The sequence below is a fragment of the Rhodococcus ruber NBRC 15591 genome, from assembly GCF_001894945.1.
Lineage (GTDB): Bacteria > Actinomycetota > Actinomycetes > Mycobacteriales > Mycobacteriaceae > Rhodococcus > Rhodococcus ruber.
Map to the genome: position 1 here is coordinate 1 of NZ_BCXE01000031.1, position 16941 is coordinate 16941.

The following is a 16941-nucleotide window of genomic DNA, read 5'->3' on the forward strand; positions in this document are numbered from 1 at the left end:
GGCGCCCGCCGCTGCGCCTGAGGAAAGCCGGCCGGGTGACGCCGCGCGGATCGGTACGCTGCCGTGCATGGGATGGTTCAGCCGGGACAGGTGGAACGCCGAGCACGCGGTGTTCGCCGCGGCCGCGACGGCGACGGTCGTGGGCGGCGTGCTCGGGAACGAGCGGCTGCAGCGGGTCGCCAAGCCGCTGATCGGGCCGTCGCTGGCGGTCCGGGTGCTGCGGCACGCCCCGCACACCGACCGGTCGGACACCGCCCTGCTGCTGCTCGCCTTGACCGGCGCGACCGTCGGCGACGTGTTCATGATCGACCCGGACGACGACGCGCGGCTGCTGCGCGGTGCGTCCTCGTTCGCCGTGATGCAGGTCTGCTACTCGGCGCTGCTGGCCCGTCGCGGGGCCCGTCCGACCCGGTCGGCGGCGGTGCCGCGGGCCGTCGCGGCGCTCGGAGCCGCCGGCCTGCTCGGCGTGAAGGCGCCCCGGGTGGCGGCCCCGTTGACGGGCTACGGTGCGCTGCTCGGGACCACCGCGACACTCGCCGCGGACCCGTCGCTCGCCCCCGGCGCCCGCCGGCTGGCCGACCTGCCGATCCCGGGCCGGGACCGGCGCAGCTGGCTGGGGCTCGGCGGCCTGGTGTTCACGCTCTCCGACGGCACCATCGTCGCGCGGCGGGTGCTGTTGCGCTCGGAGGGGGCGCGCGCCGCGGCGGAGGGGTTCGTGCTCGCGACCTACGCGCTGGCCCAGCTGCTCCTCGTCGAAGGCAAGCTCGCGCTCGGGCGGGAGGGCGCCGTCGCGCCCCGGCTGTCCGCGTAGGCGACGGACACACCGGTCGCCTACGGGCAGAGGACGATGCGGTCCCGGTCGCGCGGGTCGACGCGGATGCCCACGACCCGGCCCGGCTCGAACCGGTCGAGATCCTCGCGGGCGACCTCGTAGAGCACCCGTCCGTGGTACGGCTCGGAACCCGGCACCGTCAGATCGAGATCCAGCTCGGTGAGCTCGCCGTTGTCCACGGTGTGCCCGAGGTGCCGAGCCGAGGTGATGGTCGCCCAGCCCTCGAGGCCGCGGCGGGCGAGACGGCGGTCGGCGCGCGACGGCCGCCCGGCGAGGATCATGGCGATGCCCAGCGCCGAGCCGTACGCGGCCAGCAGGAACATGATCTGGTAGGGGACGGTGCCCTCGGGAGAGCTGCCGACGAACAGCCCCAGCCACAGGGCCAGGACGACGAGATATCCGGCGGTGACGAACGCGACGGCACGAACGACTCGAACGTGGCTCATTGCTCCTCCGATGCCAGGATAGTCCGTGACCTGCGCCACGTTCGGCGTCGCTACGCTGCATTCATGAATTCGCCCACTGCCTTCGTCACCGGTGCCGCCGCGGGGATCGGCCGCGCCACCGCCCTGCTCCTCGCCCGCCGTGGCTACCGGGTCGCCGCCGTCGACGTCGATGCCGCGGGCCTCGAGGCGCTCGCCGCGGAGCAACCCGGCATCGTCACCGCGGTCCTCGACGTCACCGACGCGGCGGGCTGGGAACGCACACTGAAGGCGTTCTGCGCCGACGGCACGCTGGACCTGCTCGTCAACAACGCGGGTGTCCTGGCCTCGGGTCCGTTCGAGACGACCCCGCTCGCGCGGCACCGGCAGATGGTCGACGTCAACGTCGCCGGGACGATCACCGGCTGCCACAGCGCGTTCGAGTACCTGCGCCGCACGCCCGGCGCCCAGGTGGTCAACCTGTGCTCGGCGTCGGCGCTGTACGGGCAGCCGGAGCTCGCCACCTACAGCGCCACCAAGTTCGCCGTGCGCGGGCTGACCGAGGCCCTCGATCTGGAATGGGCTCCGCACGACATCCGGGTGGTCGCGATGTGGCCGCTGTTCGTCGAGACGGCGATGACCCGGGACATGAACATCGGTGCGTCGCGGCGGCTGGGGATCCGGCTCGACGCCGACGACGTCGCGCGGGCGCTGTACGACCTGACCCGTCCGGGCCGGCGGGCGGCCGGTGTCCACCACACCGTGGGCTGGCAGGCGAAGGCGTTCGCCGCCTTCGCCCAGGTCACGCCCGCCCGGCTCAATCGCCTGGTCAACCGGTGGGTGACCGGCAGCTGACGCGGTCTCGCTAGAGTGGCGGACGGATCAGCGACGGAAGGGAGTCGGGTGAACGTGCGTCGGATGTCGTCGATCGGTGCGGCCGCGGTGGCGGTGCTGGCACTGGCCGGGTGCGGAGGTTCGTCGGAGGGGGTGGAGCAGCCGGCTGCCGCGTCGTCGTCGAGCGCGGCCGTCACGACCACCACCACGGTGGCACCCGCCCCGACGACCACCGAGCCCACCTCGACCACCCCGGTCCCCGAGAGCGCCCCGGCAGGGCCCGAGAGCGCTGCGGCGGCGCCGGCCGACGTGCAGTACGAGCGCAACGAGTCGTACTACTTCACCAGCCCCGACGGCGGGTTCCGGTGCGGGATCGTCAAACTCCCCTCCCGCACCGAGGCGGGCTGCGAGGGCGTCACGGATCCGGTGCCGCCTCGGCCCGAGAACTGCATGGTCAACTGGGGCAACGGTATTCGCGTGCAGGACGCGGGGCCCGCGGAGTTCATGTGTTCGGGTGGGTCGGTCTACACCTCCGGCGGCGACGACCCGGTCCTGCCGAGCGGATCGACGTTGAGCAAGCTCGGCTACACGTGCGAGACCACCGCCGCCGACGTCTCCTGCGTCAACGACGCCACCGGGCACGGCTTCACGATCGCTGCCGCCTCGAACACGACGTTCTGACCGTGCATCTCGACGACGTTGCCGGTCCCACCGAGTGGGGCGAGCACCCGCACGGGTACGGTCCGTGGGTCGAGGAGTACGGCACCGAGCCCCCGCGGGATCCGCGCTACGACCCGGAGCTGCTCGCCCACGGTGACCGGCGCAACGTCGTCGACGCGTACCGCTACTGGACGCGCGAGGCGATCGTCGCCGACATCGACACCCGCCGCCATCCGCTGCACGTGGCGATCGAGAATTTCGGGCACGACGCGAACATCGGCACCGTGGTGCGCACGGCGAACGCGTTCGCGGCGGCCGCCGTGCACATCGTCGGCCGCCGGCGCTGGAACCGTCGCGGCGCGATGGTGACCGACCGGTACCAGCATCTCGTGCACCATCCGGACGTCGACTCCCTTCTGGACTGGGCGGCCGGACAGGGACTGACGATCGTCGCGGTGGACAACACCCCCGGATCGGTGCCACTCGAGACCGCACGGCTGCCCCGCGCGTGCCTGCTGCTGTTCGGCCAGGAGGGCCCCGGTGTGACGGCGCGGGCGCGGGAGGTCGCCGCGACGACCGTGTCCATCGCCCAGTTCGGCTCGACCCGCAGCATCAACGCCGGCGTCGCCGCCGGGATCGCGATGCACGCCTGGATCCGGCAGCACGCCGACCTCGACCGCGCCTGGTGAGGAAACGTTCGACGAGGTGCGGCCGATAGGGGAAAGCTGGTAGCGGTAGCGACGGTGAGACGAGGTTGGCGACGACATGTCGGATTTGTGGGCCGAGCGGGCGGATCTCGCGGAGGCTGCAGTCACGTCGCGGCACGTGCGGCGGTTGTGGGCGTTGCCCGGCACCGCGCTCGGAGTCGTCGGATGGCCGGCGGTGCGCCGCGAACGACTCTTCCTCACCTGGCACTACTGGTGGCAGGCGCACCTGATCGATCTCGCGGTCGACGCCGCCGAGCGGGAGGCGACGCCGCGGCGCCGGCGCCGGGTGCTGCGGCTGACGCGCTCGCACCGGATTCGCAACCTTCTCGGCTGGACCAACAACTACTTCGACGACATGGCCTGGCTCGGCCTCGCTCTCGAGCGCGCGCAGCGGCACCTCTACGTCGACCGCCGCGACGCCATCGCCGTCCTCGAGAACGAGCTGTTCGAGGCGTGGGCCCCCGAGCGGGGCGGGGGCATCCCCTGGCGGCGCCGCGACGACTTCTACAACACCCCGGCCAACGGCCCGGCGGGACTGCTGCTCGCCCGCACCGGCAAGCTGCTGCGGGCCCAGGAGATGGCGGACTGGATCCACGAGACGCTGCGTGATCCGGAGACCGGCCTGATCTTCGACGGGATCCGCGGTGGCCGGGTCGAGCGCGCGGTCTACACGTACTGCCAGGGCGTCGTGCTCGGGCTGGAGACCGAGCTGGGGGTGCGGATGGGCGAGCCGCGGCACCGGGAGCGGGTGCACGCCCTCGTCGAGGCCGTGGACACCCAGTTGGCGGACCGTGGGGTGATCACCGGCGGGGGCGGTGGGGACGGGGGACTGTTCAACGGCATCCTCGTCCGGTATCTGGCGATGGTCGCGACGACGCTGCCGGTGGTCGACGTGGAGGACGAACGCGCGCGCCGGCTCGCCGCGCGGATCGTGCTCGCGTCCGCGCAGGCCGCGTGGGCGAACCGCCTGCAGATCGAGGGGCTGCCGTTGTTCGGGCGGGACTGGTCCGTGCAGGCCCGGCTGCCCGGCACAGCACCCGGGATCGCGCGTTTCTCCGGCGGCACGGTGCGCAGCTCGGGCGTGGCGGAGCGGGACCTGTCGGTGCAGCTGAGCGGGTGGATGCTGATGGAATCGGCGTACGCCGTCGCCACCGAGCGGGCGCCGGGACCGAGTTCTGCGCGACCCGACGGCACCCATTTTGAAAACGGTTATCGATAACGGTTATCGTCGACGGCATGACCGCCGCGACCCCACTGCCCGTCACCGTGCTCTCCGGCTTCCTCGGCGCGGGCAAGACCACGCTGCTCAACCACATCCTCGCCAACCGCGACGGTGCCCGCGTCGCGGTCGTCGTCAACGACATGAGCGAGATCAACATCGACGCCGCGCTCGTCGACGGCAGCCTCGACCGCACCACCGAGAAGCTCGTCGAGCTCACCAACGGCTGCATCTGCTGCACGCTCCGCGAGGACCTGATCGAGACGGTCGCGCGGCTCGCCCGGGAGAACCGGTTCGACCACCTCGTGATCGAGTCGACCGGCATCTCCGAGCCGATGCCCGTCGCCGCGACGTTCGACTGGGAGTTCGACGACGGCTTCCGCCTCGGGCAGCTCGCGCGCCTCGACACGATGGTCACCGTCGTCGACGCCACCACGTTCCTCGCCGAGCTCGCGCGCGGCGACCGACTCGACGAGCGCGATCTCGAGGCCGGCGAGGGCGACGAGCGCAGCATCTCCGACCTGCTCGTCGACCAGGTCGAATTCGCCGACGTGCTGCTGCTCAACAAGACGGACCTGGTGAGCGACGCCGTCGCCGGGGCCGTCGAGGCCACCCTGCGCCGGCTCAACCCGACGGCGCGGCTCCTGCGCACCGTCCACGGCGCCGTCCCGATCGGCGAGGTCGTCGGCACCGGACGCTACGACCCGGAGGCGGCGGCACTCGCCCCGGGCTGGGCCGAGGAACTCGCCGGCGGCCACACCCCGGAGACCGAGGAGTACGGCATCCGCAGCGTCGTCTACCGCGCCGATCGCCCCTTCGACCGCGCCCGGCTCGAGGCGGCCGTGGAGAATCTGCACGGGGTGCTGCGCAGCAAGGGCTTCTGCTGGTTCGCCGACGACCCGGACACCGCGGCGGTCTGGTCGCAGGCCGGCCCCGATCTGGTGCTCGAACCGGCCCAGCCGTGGTCCCGGACCGGCGAGACGCCGGGGCAGGAAATCGTCTTCATCGGCGTGCGCCTGGATCCGGACACTCCGCGCCGCATCCTGGACCCCGCCCTCGTCTGAACGCGCATCCCCACCCCTCCCGGACATCGACAGCGGGCTCAGTCGATGGCCTCAGTCGATGGCCTCAGGCGATGGCCGCGGGCGTGCAGGCCGTGTCGACCGGGGCAGCCGGCCGCTCAGTCGGGGTCGACGTCCGCGATCTCCACGTCCACCGCCGGCCGCGCCATCTCGATCCGGTACTGCCGAACGCCGAGCACCGTGCCCACGACGAGGACGGCGGCCATCACGGCGAGGACCGTCGGCAGCAGCCACGAGACCCGCTCGAGGTACTCGCCGAAGTAGAACCCGACGAGCAGCAGCACCGGTGCCCACAGGATCGCGCCGATCGTGGACGCGATCGTGTAGCGGGTGTGGTTCATCCGCGCGGCCCCGGCCACCAGCGGAGACAGCGTCCGCACCCACGGAATCCAGCGGGCGATCAGCACCGCCCAGAACCCGTAACGGTCGAGGAGGACATTGACCTTCCGCAGGTTGGCCGCGTTGAGGTATCGGCCGTTGCGGCGGGCGATGAGGTGGTGACCACGCCGGTGGCCGATCACGTATCCCACCTGGTTCCCGGCGATCGCGGCCACCATCGCCCCGACCGACAGGGCCCACACCTGCGCCGCACCGGAATGGTGGGCGGCCAGCACGACGCCGGCGGTCAGCAGCATGGAGTCCCCGGGCAGGAACAGGCCGAGGATGATGGCGCATTCCACGAACACGAACGTCACGACGACGAGCCACACCAGGGCGGGCCCGGCGGTTTCGAGCGGACCGAAGGTCTCCGCGGCGAGAATCATGGAGGACGCGTTCGCGCGCGTGCTCAGGGCGTGGTGTCGCGACGCGTCGTCGGCACCGGCACCGTGTCGGCAGTGGCGTCGGCCTCGTCGGCAGTGGCGTCGGCCTCGTCGGCAGTGGCGTCGGCCTCGACGACGGCGGCGGCCCTGCGCTTGGCGATCAGGTGCTTGCCGACCTCGAGGATGATCGGGACGACGGAGGCGAACACGATCAGCAGGAAGATGATGTCGATGTTGTCGCGGATGAAGGTGATCTGACCGAGCAGGTAGCCCAGCAGCGTCACGCCGGCGCCCCACAGGATGCCGCCCACGATGTTGTAGGTGAGGAACACCGGGTACTTCATGCGGGACGCGCCCGCGACCACCGGCGCGAAGGTGCGCACGATGGGCACGAACCGGGCGAGGACGATCGTGATCGGACCGTGCCGCTGGAAGAAGTCCTCGGACTGGTCGATGTAGCCCTTGTTGAAGATCTTCGAGTCGTAGCTCTTGAACAGGCGCGTACCGCCCTTGGCGCCGATCCAGTAGCCCACCTGGTCGCCCAGGATCGCCGCGATCGGGATCGTCACCATCAGCACCCACAGCGGTGCGAACGGCGGGATCTCCTCGGACTTCGAGGCGGCGATCAGACCGGCGGTGAAGAGCAGCGAGTCGCCCGGCAGCAACGGGAACAGCAGACCCGACTCGATGAACACCACGAGCAGCAGGCCGATGAGCACCCAGGTGCCGAAGGAGTTGAGCAGATTCACCGGGTCCAGGAATCCCGGCAGTAACGCCAGATTCGTCACGGTCTCCGGGACGACGGTCACGGACTCCAGTCCTCCGAGCACACTCACGGCCACCAGAGTACCGGTGGGAGGCCGGTGACCCGAATCATGGCGGGCACCCGACTGTGTCCCCGCGCCGACAGTTGACATACTGCAGGGACAACCCTGGAGCCCTCCCGCACCCCCGGGAAGGCACCCATCGACTCTCATCTGGAGGACAGCCGCCGTGCCAATCGCGACTCCCGAGGTCTATGCCGAGATGATCGCCCGCGCCAAGGACCACTCCTTCGCGTTCCCGGCCATCAACTGCACCTCGTCCGAAACCATCAACGCCGCGATCAAGGGCTTCGCGGACGCCGGCAGCGACGGCATCATCCAGTTCTCGACGGGTGGCGCCGAGTTCGGCTCCGGCCTCGGTGTCAAGGACATGGTGACCGGCGCCGTCGCGCTCGCCGAATTCGCACACGTCATCGCCGCGAAGTACGACGTCACCATCGCGCTGCACACCGACCACTGCCCGAAGGACAAGCTGGACGGGTTCGTGCGCCCGCTGCTCGCCATCTCGCAGGAGCGGGTGAAGAACGGCGAGAACCCGCTGTTCCAGTCGCACATGTGGGACGGGTCGGCCATCCCGATCGACGAGAACCTGCAGATCGCCCAGGAACTGCTCGCGCTGTCCAAGGACGCGAACATCATCCTCGAGGTCGAGATCGGCGTCGTCGGCGGTGAAGAGGACGGCGTGGAGAACGCCATCAACGAGAAGCTGTACACCTCGATCGAGGACTTCGAGAAGACGGTCGACGCGCTCGGCGCCGGCGAGAAGGGCAAGTACCTGCTCGCCGCGACGTTCGGCAACGTCCACGGCGTCTACAAGCCGGGCAACGTCAAGCTCAAGCCGTCCGTGCTGGCCGACGGCCAGGCCGCCGCGTCGAAGAAGCTGGGCCTGGCGGCCGGCTCGAAGCCGTTCGACCTGGTCTTCCACGGCGGTTCCGGCTCGCTGAAGTCCGAGATCGACGAGGCGCTCAGCTACGGCGTGGTGAAGATGAACGTCGACACCGACACCCAGTACGCGTTCACCCGTCCGATCGCCGGGCACATGTTCGCCAACTACGACGGTGTCCTGAAGATCGACGGCGAGGTCGGCAACAAGAAGACCTACGATCCGCGCAGCTACCTGAAGAAGGCCGAGGCGTCGATGACCGCTCGGGTCGTCGAGGCCTGCAACGACCTCAAGTCCGCGGGCCGCTCGGTGTCCGCCGGCTGATCGATCCCGCGCAGTCGTCCGACGCGAGCGGTGACGCGGGCCCGGCCCGCGGCACCGCTCGCGTCGTTTCGTTCTGCCTCTACCGTTCGCCCTCTACCGTTCGTCGCGGATCATTCGCCGCAGACCTTCCAGTCCTCCCCCTCGCGGGCCAGGTCGAAGGTGCGCTGGGTGACGTCGGTCGGCGTCCCGGCGGGGTGCGCCGTGACCTGTGCGATGGCCTGGCCGTCGGTGATCTGCACCTTGTCGACGCCGGTGACGACGGGCACGGTGCCCTGGTCGACGGCGGTGCGGTGGATGTCCGCGAACTGCTCGGGCGGTACCGAGGCGTAGAACTCCTGCAGTCCGCCGCACGTCGTGGTGCGCAGCGTCGTCAGGTCGCCGGCGGCGAGCGCACCGACGAAGGTCTCGACGGTGGCGCGGATCCGGGCCTCCGGCGAGTTCGCCGCCCGGTCGTCCAGGTAGACCTTCACGGCCGCGGCCGCCACTGCGGCGACGACGAGCAGTCCCGCGACGAGCGCGGCGATCACCCAGCCTCGCCGGCCCCGCCTGCCGGGTGCGACGGGGTCGATGCGCTGCGGCCCCGGGACCGGCTGGGCGCGCTGGGGTTGGACGCGCTGTGGTTCGGTGCGCCGGGGTTCGATGCGCTGGGGCTCCACCCGCCGGGCCTCGGCACGGTGCGGTTCCGGCCCCGCCGGCGGGACCCGCTGCGGTTCGGCGCGTTGGGGAACGATCCGCTGCGGCGCCTGCTTGGGGGTGTGCGTGGTGACGGCGATGCGGGCGGTGGGCGCGTCGGCGGGGGAGGGGGCCGGTTCGGCGCGCCGCGCGGCCGGGATGGCCACGGTCTCCGCCTCGCTCGCCGAGGCCGGCTCGTCCGCGGCGCGGTCGGCGGGACCCGTGGCCGGTGTGCCGCCTTGCGGGCCTGCGTGCGGTGCCGGGCCCTCGGCGTCGCCGGGCGCTGTGGAGGAACGGGGGTTGTCCGTGGCCGGTGTGCCGCCTTGCGGGCCTGCGTGCGGTGCCGGGCCCTCGGCGTCGCCGGGCGCTGCGGAGGAATCGGGTGCGCCCGTCGCCGGATCGGGGGACGTGGTGGTGTCTTCGTTCTTCGGATCCGGCACGCGATCCCCCTTGCTGAGCGGACGGCTGTTCTCCCGGGCAGCCTAACGACCGTCGTCCCGCGGTGGGCACAATGGTGGCCATGACGTCTTTCGGTGATCTTCTCGGACCCCAACCCACCCTGCTGCCCGGCGACGACGAGGCGGAATCGGCGCTGCTGAACCGCGAGGATCCGGCGAAGGTGGCAGCCGACCACCCCACCGCGTCGATCGCGTGGGCCTACCTGGCCGAAGCCGCCCTCGAGCGCGGCGAGACGATCGCGGCCTACGCCTACGCCCGCACCGGCTACCACCGCGGTCTCGACCAGCTGCGCCGCAACGGCTGGAAGGGCTTCGGTCCCGTGCCGTACGAGCACGAACCCAACCGGGGTTTCCTGCGGTGCGTCGCCACGCTGGCCCGCGCCGCGAAGGAGATCGGCGAGGCCGACGAGCACGCCCGCTGCCTCGACCTGCTCGAGGACTGCGATCCCCGCGCCGCCGAAGCGCTTGGCGTCGATTAGTCCCCGGCTGCCCACCAGGGACGGCGTCCGCCGGCGGCTGCGTGCGTCGGGGCGCCGGCTGCGGTCCTCGGCGCTGCCCATCCTGCAGTGCGCGCTCGCGGCGGGCATCGCCTGGTGGGTGGCGACGGGACCGGTCGGACACGAGCAGCCGTTCTTCGCGCCCATCGCGGCGGTCGTGTCGCTGGGGCTGTCGCTGGGGGCGCGGATGCGCCGGTCGGTCGAACTCGTCTGCGGGGTCACCGTGGGCATCGGCATCGGCGACCTGATCATCTCGTTCATCGGCAGCGGTCCGTGGCAGATCGCACTCGTCGTCGCGATGGCGATGGGCACGGCGGTGGCCCTGAACAGCGGTCCGATCTTCTCCATGCAGGCCGGGAACTCGGCGGTGCTCGTGGCGACCCTGATCCCGCCCGGCGGGTCCGGGGGCGTCGACCGCATGGTCGACGCCCTCGTCGGCGGCCTGGTCGGCATCGCCGTCGTCGCCGTGATTCCCACGCATCCGGTTCGCCGGGCGCGCCGGGAGGCGGCGAACGTGCTGGCCACGGCGGCGGACGTGCTGCGCAAGGTCGAGACCGGCCTGGTCGAGAACAACCCGAAGCCGATCGAGGCGGCCCTGCGCGAGGCCCGGGCCACGCAGTCGGCGATCGACGCGATGCGCACCAACATCTCCGGCGGCAAGGAGATCAGCCGCATCTCGCCGCTGTACTGGAACAGCCGGCCGCGGCTCGAACGGCTCACGGCCGCGGCGGACCCGATCGACAACGCCATGCGCAACACGCGCGTGCTGGCGCGCCGGTCGCTCTCGCTCGTGCGCGACGACGAGATCCTCGATCCGCGGCTGGTGCGGCGCATCGACGAACTGGCCGACGCGGTGGACGTGCTGAAGGCGATGGTCCTCGCCGAGCCGGGGGAGAAGCCGGACCAGGCGGAGGCGGCCCGGGTGCTGCGGAGTGTGGCCCGGGAGATGAAGCCGGACCAGGTGCAGGGTGCGGGTCTGTCGGCCACGGTGGTATTCGCGCAGATCCGCTCGCTGATCGTGGACCTGCTCCAGGTGGCGGGGCTGAAACGGATCTCGGCGATCGCGACCCTGCCCCCGACCGTGGAGCATCCGGCGTATCCGCCCGAGTCCTGACATCCACCCCTCCGTTGAACATATGCGTATGTCTGCATATGATGGCCGAAACTTCGGAGGGAGGATCATGGGGGTCGGACACGGTCATTCGCACGGTCACGCCGGAGCCGGTGCGCCCGGCGAGGCGGGGCCGTCGCGGGGGCGGCTGCGGCGGATGGCGATCGCCCTCGCGATCCTGGTGGCGTTCCTGCTCCTCGAAGCCGGCGTCGCCCTGTGGATCGACTCGCTCGCCCTGCTCGCCGACGCCGGCCACATGCTCACCGACGTGGTGGGCATGTCCATGGGGATGGCCGCCCTGATCCTCGCGCGGCGCGGGAGCACCGCCGCCGCCCGCACCTTCGGCTGGCACCGTGCCGAGGTGCTCGCCGCGATGGCGAACGCCGCACTCCTGCTCGTCGTGGCGGTCTGGGTGTTCTACGAAGCGATCCACCGCATCGGCGACGCCCCCGACATCCCCGGCACGGCCCTCGTGCTCACCGCGACGGCCGGTCTGGCCGCCAACCTCGTCGTGATGCTGCTCCTGCGCGCCGATGCCAAGGACAGTCTCGCGGTCCGCGGTGCCTACCTCGAGGTCCTCGCCGACGCGGTCGGAAGCGTCGGCGTCCTCGTCGCCGGCGCCCTGGTCCTGCTGTTCGACTGGACCCTCGCCGACGTCGTCGTCGGCGTCCTCATCTCGCTGTGGGTGGTGCCGCGGGCGGTGCGGCTGGCCGCGGCGTCGCTGCGCATCCTCACCCAGGCGTCGCCCGCGCACCTCGACGTCGACGGGGTCCGCGCCGACCTGTCCGCCCTGCCCGGCGTCACCGGCGTCCACGACCTGCACGTGTGGACCCTGACGACCGGGATGGACGTCGCCACGGTGCACCTGATCAGCGACCACGACCCGCAGTGGGTGCTCGAATCGGCCCGCGCCGTCCTCACCTCGCACGGGCTCGAGCACGCCACCGTGCAGGTCGAGACGACCGTCAACGGGCGGCGCTGCGAGGAGAACGTCACCTGGTAGCGCGGCTCAGTCCAGCCGCAGCGACCACCGGCCCGACCGTCCGTGCAGCCGGACCCGGGCGAGCGGACGCACGTCGATCCGCCAGAACGACCGCGGTCCCGCGCCCAGTGCGTACCCGGTCGCGGCGCGGATCACCGCGGGGTGGGTCACCGCGACGACCCGTCCCGGCGCCAGCTCGTCGAGCCATCCCGCCACCCGGTCACCCAGCGCCGCGACGGATTCGCCGCCGTGCGGTGCCGCGTGCGGATCGGTCAGCCACTCGTGCAGACCCGCGGCCGGCACCTCGTCCATGGCCAGCCCCGCCCAGTCGCCGTAGTCCAGGTCCCGCAGCGCGGGATCGACACCGGCCGTCGCGCCCAGCGCGGCCGCGGTCTCGGTGGTGCGGCGCTCCGGCGCCACGACGACGCGGTCGGCCACCGGCGCCACCACGCGCCCGAGTTCGCGCCTGCCGCGCTGCGACAGCGGCTCGTCGGCGGGGAACCGGACGGCGCGTTGCGCCTCCGTCGAGGCGTGGGCCAGGAGGGTGAGACGAACCACGGCGTCATCGAACCACACCCCGCGCGTTCGCCTTGACAGGGGAAGGCGGGGGTGCGAATGTTCCTTCGTTACCCGTGCCGAGGTGCAGGCAATCCGGTGCAAGTCCGGAGCGGTCGCGCCACTGTGACCGGACGTGACGTCCGGGAGTCAGAAAACTCCCTCGGTGCAAGAACTTTCGACGGGACGCGTTATCCCAGGAGGATACTTTGGCTACTGTCCACACCCCCGAGTCCACGATGGGTTCGGCAGCGCTGGCTGCCGCGATCACCGCCGTCGTGCTGCTCGCCTTCGTCACCCTCTACCTGGTCGGGTTCGACCAGGGTGCCGTGTCGCGCACCGGCATGTTCATGCACGAACTGATGCACGACGGCCGGCACCTGCTCGGCCTGCCGTGTCACTGAGCGCGGGGGCCGTGTCACCGCACCCGGATGCCGCCGTCTCGGACAGCGTCCCACTGGCCGGTCCCTACACCCGGATCCTGCTGCGCGGCCTGCTCGCCGGTCTCCTCGCGGGCCTGCTCGCCGGCGCCGTCGCGTTCGTGATCGGCGAGCCGCACATCGAGGCCGCGATCGCGCTCGAGGAATCCGCCGCCGAACACGCCGCCACCGGCGCACACACCCACACGCACGAGGCCGGATCCGCCGGTCACAGCCACGGCGAGGACGCCCTCGTCGGCCGCACCGGGCAGAAGGCGGGCCTGATCCTCGCCACCACCCTCGGCGGGCTGGCGCTCGGTGCGCTGTACGCCTCGGTGCTGCACTTCGCGCGCCGCCACACCACGCTGTCGGGTCCGGTGCTCGGACTGCTCGGCGCCGGAGCCGGCTGGCTCGCGGTCGCGGCGGTGCCGTTCCTGAAGTACCCGGCCAATCCGCCCGCGGTGGGCGACCCGGACACCATCGACCAGCGCACGCTCCTGTGGGTCGCGACGGTCGTGCTCGGCCTCGTCGCGCTCGCGGTGGCGGTCGCCGTCGCGAAGGCCCTCGCCCGCCAGGAGATGCGCACCGTCCGGCTCGCAGGCCCGGTCCTGGCCTTCCTCGTCGTGGTGGGCCTCGGATATGCGGTGCTGCCGACGATCGACGAGGTCGGTGCCGGATTCCCGGCGACGCTGCTGTGGGACTTCCGCGTTGCGTCCGTGGTCATCCAGACCACATTGTGGTTCGCCCTGGGGGTGGCGTTCGCGTTCCTCACCGAACGCGCCGATCGGCGCGCACCCGTCCGCGTGGCGTAGCCGGCGTGGGACAGGGCCTGCTCGTCGCCGGAACCACCTCCGACGCCGGGAAAACCGTGGTGACCACCGGGATCTGCCGGGCGCTGGCCCGACGCGGGTTGTCGGTCGCGCCGTTCAAGGCGCAGAACATGTCCAACAACTCGATGGTGGCCCTCGACCCGGACACCGGTGAGGGCGTGGAAATCGGCCGCGCGCAGTGGATCCAGGCGGTGGCCGCCCGCGCGACGCCCGAGGCCGCGATGAATCCGGTGCTGCTCAAGCCCGGCAGCGATCGTCGCAGCCACGTCGTCGTGCTCGGCCGCCCCGCGGGGCACCTCGAGGCCGGCGAGTTCGCGGGCGGGCGACGACATCTCGCCGACGCCGCGTTCACTGCATTCGACGACCTGCGCGCCCGCTTCGACGTCGTGGTCTGCGAGGGCGCCGGCAGCGCCGCCGAGATCAACCTGCGGGCCCACGACTACGTCAACATGGGTCTGGCCCGGCACGGCGACCTGCCGACGGTGCTCGTCGGCGACATCGACCGCGGCGGGGTGTTCGCCGCCATGTACGGCACCCTCGCCCTGCTCGACGCGCCCGACCAGGCCCTCGTCCGCGGATTCGTGATCAACAAGTTCCGCGGCGATGTCGGGCTGTTGCGGCCCGGCCTCGACACGCTCGAAGAGATCACCGGCAGGCCGGTTCTCGGTGTCCTGCCGTGGCAGCGCGACCTGTGGCTGGACTCGGAGGACTCGCTGGCCCTGTCGTCGCGACCCGCCCACGACGGCGCCGGCGCGCTCACCGTCGCGGTGGTGATGCTGCCCCGGATCAGCAACTTCACCGACGTCGACGCCCTGTGCCTCGAGCCGGACGTGCGGGTGCGGTTCGTCGACGACCCCCGCGCCGTCGCCGGTGCCGACGTGGTGATCCTGCCCGGTACGCGCGCCACCCTCGCCGACCTCGCGTGGCTGCGCGGTCGCGGCCTCGACACCGCCGTCGCCGACCACGCCCGTCGTGGGGGCGTGGTGCTCGGCATCTGCGGCGGATTCCAGATGCTCGGCCGGCGGATCGCCGATCCGCACGGCGTCGAAGGCACGCGCGATGCGTGCGTGGACGGGCTCGGATTGCTGGACGTGCACACCCGTTTCGAACCGGAGAAGGTGCTGCGGCTGCCGACCGGGACGGCGCTCGGGGTCCCCGCCTCGGGTTACGAGATCCACCACGGCCGCATCTCCCGCGGCGGCGACGAGGAGTTCCTCGGCGGCGCCCGGGCGGGAACGGTGTTCGGCACCATGTGGCACGGCAGCCTCGAGGCCGACGCCCTGCGCACCGCCTGGCTCCGCGAGGTCGCCGCACTCACCGGCCGCGACGTCGCCACCGGCACCGTCGGCTTCCACGACGCACGCGAGGCCCGCCTCGAGGTGCTCGCCGACATGATCGAGGAGCACCTCGACGTCGACACCCTGCTCGGGATGCTGGGGGACCGGCCCGCGCTGCCCACCCTGACCGGCGGCCTGGCATGACGGTGCTCGTTCTCGGTGGCACCGGAGAGGCCCGGGCGCTCGCCGCTCGTCTGGAGACCGCGGGGGTGGCGTACCTGTCGTCGCTCGCGGGACGGGTACGCAACCCGCGGCTGCCGGTGGGCGAGGTTCGGATCGGCGGTTTCGGGGGCGTCGAGGGACTGCAACAGTACCTGCGCGGCAACGGGATCGACCGGGTCGTCGATGCGACGCACCCGTTCGCCGCGCGGATCAGCGGCAACGCCGCGACCGCGTGCGCGGCGGCCGGGGTGCCGCTGCTGCGCCTCGCGCGGCCGGGCTGGACCGGCACCGCCGACTGGACGTGGGTCGACGACCACGACGCCGCGGCCGTGGCAGCGGCCGGGGGCACGAGCGTGTTCCTGAGCACGGGACGTCAGACCCTCGACCGCTTCCTCGGCCCCCTCGCGCGGCACCGTGTCCTCGTGCGGGTGGTCGAACCGTTGGACCTCGACGTGCCGGACTCGTGGACGGTGCTGCTCGCCCGGGGCCCCTACACGCTCGACGGCGAGCGGGCGCTGCTCGCCGGCCACGGCGTCGACGTGCTCGTCACGAAGGACTCCGGCGGGGACCTGACCCGCGCCAAGCTCGACGCCGCGGCCGAACTCGGCGTGCGGGTCGTCGTCGTGCGCCGACCGCCGTCGCCGCCGGGGGTGCCGACGGTGACGACGGTCGCCGAGGCCGTCGCCTGGGCCTCCGAGCCGATGACGAAATAGACACCGGCGCGCCGGATTTCGCGCGCGCGGCCACGGGGATCTGCGGCGTCAGACCTGCGGGCCCTCGGCGCGCAGGTCGTCGACCTTGCGCATCGCCTCCCGGAGCTCGGCGAGCCACTGCTCGCTGTGCGTGCCGACGAGCTTGATGCACCAGGCGAGCGCGTCGGAGCGCGACCGGGCGACGCCGGCGTCGACGAGGGTGTCGAGGACCTTGCGCTCGGGCTGGCGCAGCCGGGTCATCACCGGAACGGCCAAGTGGGTGAACAACACCCGGCGATCGCCGAGGGTGACGCCCCAGGCGACCTTCCGGCCGTAGCGGGCCTCGGCCTCGTCGGCGATGCGCATGCGGTCCGGGCGGGTGCTCTCCCGGAAGCGGGCGATGCGCCCGTCGACGGCCGCGGCGCCGGCGTCCTCGGGCGGGGGGAGTTCCCCGACGACGACGATCTCCTCGCGGTCGACCTCGATGGTGGCGGGGCCGGTGAACCAGTCGTCGGGCAGTCGTCCGGAGAACCACTCGGTGGCGTCGCTCGCATCGGGGACGTCGGCCTGCTGCCAGCCGCCGGGGCGTCCGAAGCGGGGTCCGTGCATGTGGGGGGTGTGTCGCATGTCGTCCTCCTCGGGACGAAGGGTGTTTCACTGATTACAGTGTTACACCTC

The 16941-nt window shown here is 72.0% G+C and carries 20 protein-coding genes and 1 riboswitch; of the genes, 14 read left to right on the top strand and 6 right to left on the bottom strand.

The features are described 5' to 3' along the window. The first annotated feature begins 67 nt into the window (after positions 1-67). Positions 68-811: a lysoplasmalogenase gene (locus RR3_RS18475; protein WP_040270637.1), complete on the top strand. Its 744-nt coding sequence runs from the start codon at positions 68-70 to the stop codon at positions 809-811. A 20-nt stretch (positions 812-831) separates the two neighbouring features. Here RR3_RS18475 and RR3_RS18480 read toward each other — a convergent pair whose 3' ends face one another. Further along, the gene (locus RR3_RS18480) at positions 832-1278 is read right to left on the bottom strand and encodes a hypothetical protein (protein ID WP_017680740.1); all 447 of its coding nucleotides are present in this window, start codon (positions 1276-1278) and stop codon (positions 832-834) included. Between the two features lie 63 nt (positions 1279-1341). Between RR3_RS18480 and RR3_RS18485 the strand changes: the two genes are divergently transcribed. The 5 genes from RR3_RS18485 to RR3_RS18505 all read left to right on the top strand — a co-directional run bounded on the left by RR3_RS18485 (position 1342) and on the right by RR3_RS18505 (position 5738). Continuing rightward, positions 1342-2109: an SDR family oxidoreductase gene (locus RR3_RS18485; protein WP_010593224.1), complete on the top strand. Its 768-nt coding sequence runs from the start codon at positions 1342-1344 to the stop codon at positions 2107-2109. 48 nt (positions 2110-2157) lie between these two features. After that, on the top strand, positions 2158-2769 hold the full coding sequence (locus tag RR3_RS18490) for a hypothetical protein (RefSeq protein ID WP_017680739.1): 612 nt from the start codon (positions 2158-2160) through the stop codon (positions 2767-2769). A gap of 2 nt (positions 2770-2771) precedes the next feature. Continuing rightward, on the top strand, positions 2772-3437 hold the full coding sequence (locus tag RR3_RS18495) for a TrmH family RNA methyltransferase (protein ID WP_017680738.1): 666 nt from the start codon (positions 2772-2774) through the stop codon (positions 3435-3437). Between the two features lie 76 nt (positions 3438-3513). Then, positions 3514-4674, top strand: a complete 1161-nt coding sequence (locus tag RR3_RS18500; RefSeq protein ID WP_064066615.1) for a glycoside hydrolase family 76 protein — start codon at positions 3514-3516, stop codon at positions 4672-4674. Between the two features lie 17 nt (positions 4675-4691). Next, the gene (locus tag RR3_RS18505) at positions 4692-5738 is read left to right on the top strand and encodes a GTP-binding protein (RefSeq protein ID WP_010593219.1); all 1047 of its coding nucleotides are present in this window, start codon (positions 4692-4694) and stop codon (positions 5736-5738) included. Positions 5739-5854: 116 nt separating this feature from the next. Here the strand turns inward: RR3_RS18505 and RR3_RS18510 are convergent, their stop codons facing one another. Continuing rightward, on the bottom strand, positions 5855-6520 hold the full coding sequence (locus RR3_RS18510) for a DedA family protein (RefSeq protein WP_010593218.1): 666 nt from the start codon (positions 6518-6520) through the stop codon (positions 5855-5857). 23 nt (positions 6521-6543) lie between these two features. Then, on the bottom strand, positions 6544-7359 hold the full coding sequence (locus RR3_RS18515; RefSeq protein ID WP_017680735.1) for a VTT domain-containing protein: 816 nt from the start codon (positions 7357-7359) through the stop codon (positions 6544-6546). Positions 7360-7510: 151 nt separating this feature from the next. Between RR3_RS18515 and fbaA the strand changes: the two genes are divergently transcribed. Continuing rightward, positions 7511-8548: a class II fructose-bisphosphate aldolase gene (fbaA, locus tag RR3_RS18520; RefSeq protein ID WP_003938365.1), complete on the top strand. Its 1038-nt coding sequence runs from the start codon at positions 7511-7513 to the stop codon at positions 8546-8548. A gap of 110 nt (positions 8549-8658) precedes the next feature. Here the strand turns inward: fbaA and RR3_RS18525 are convergent, their stop codons facing one another. Then, positions 8659-9660, bottom strand: a complete 1002-nt coding sequence (locus RR3_RS18525) for an Rv0361 family membrane protein (protein ID WP_048772115.1) — start codon at positions 9658-9660, stop codon at positions 8659-8661. Between the two features lie 80 nt (positions 9661-9740). On the opposite strand from RR3_RS18525, the gene RR3_RS18530 reads away from it, so the two are divergent. From RR3_RS18530 to RR3_RS18540, 3 genes are all read left to right on the top strand, one after another. Further along, positions 9741-10157 (top strand): DUF3151 domain-containing protein, encoded by a 417-nt coding sequence (locus RR3_RS18530; protein ID WP_003938363.1) that lies wholly within the window; start codon positions 9741-9743, stop codon positions 10155-10157. Then, a complete protein-coding gene (locus RR3_RS18535) occupies positions 10144-11289 on the top strand; it encodes an FUSC family protein (protein WP_048772118.1) in 1146 nt (381 codons plus the stop codon). The genes RR3_RS18530 and RR3_RS18535 overlap by 14 nt, the downstream gene beginning before the upstream one ends. Positions 11290-11356: 67 nt before the next feature. Further along, a complete protein-coding gene (locus RR3_RS18540; RefSeq protein WP_059174344.1) occupies positions 11357-12289 on the top strand; it encodes a cation diffusion facilitator family transporter in 933 nt (310 codons plus the stop codon). Between the two features lie 6 nt (positions 12290-12295). Here RR3_RS18540 and RR3_RS18545 read toward each other — a convergent pair whose 3' ends face one another. Further along, positions 12296-12826, bottom strand: a complete 531-nt coding sequence (locus RR3_RS18545) for a histidine phosphatase family protein (protein WP_234420105.1) — start codon at positions 12824-12826, stop codon at positions 12296-12298. 63 nt (positions 12827-12889) lie between these two features. Then, positions 12890-13003, top strand: a riboswitch (cobalamin riboswitch). A gap of 59 nt (positions 13004-13062) precedes the next feature. On the opposite strand from RR3_RS18545, the gene RR3_RS18550 reads away from it, so the two are divergent. From RR3_RS18550 to RR3_RS18565, 4 genes are read left to right on the top strand one after another with little or no spacing between them, the layout of a single operon-like run. Next, the gene (locus tag RR3_RS18550; protein WP_003938359.1) at positions 13063-13227 is read left to right on the top strand and encodes a CbtB domain-containing protein; all 165 of its coding nucleotides are present in this window, start codon (positions 13063-13065) and stop codon (positions 13225-13227) included. An 11-nt stretch (positions 13228-13238) separates the two neighbouring features. Further along, positions 13239-14054, top strand: coding sequence for a CbtA family protein (locus RR3_RS18555; RefSeq protein WP_010593212.1), 816 nt, complete (start codon positions 13239-13241; stop codon positions 14052-14054). Positions 14055-14059: 5 nt separating this feature from the next. Continuing rightward, a complete protein-coding gene (locus RR3_RS18560; RefSeq protein WP_048772122.1) occupies positions 14060-15553 on the top strand; it encodes a cobyric acid synthase in 1494 nt (497 codons plus the stop codon). Beyond that, positions 15550-16284 (top strand): cobalt-precorrin-6A reductase, encoded by a 735-nt coding sequence (locus RR3_RS18565; protein ID WP_064066614.1) that lies wholly within the window; start codon positions 15550-15552, stop codon positions 16282-16284. The genes RR3_RS18560 and RR3_RS18565 overlap by 4 nt, the downstream gene beginning before the upstream one ends. 48 nt (positions 16285-16332) lie before the next feature. On the opposite strand, the gene abmR is transcribed toward RR3_RS18565, so the two are convergent. Further along, positions 16333-16890 (bottom strand): ATP-binding transcription factor AbmR, encoded by a 558-nt coding sequence (gene abmR / locus RR3_RS18570; protein ID WP_010593209.1) that lies wholly within the window; start codon positions 16888-16890, stop codon positions 16333-16335. Between the last annotated feature and the right edge of the window lie 51 nt (positions 16891-16941).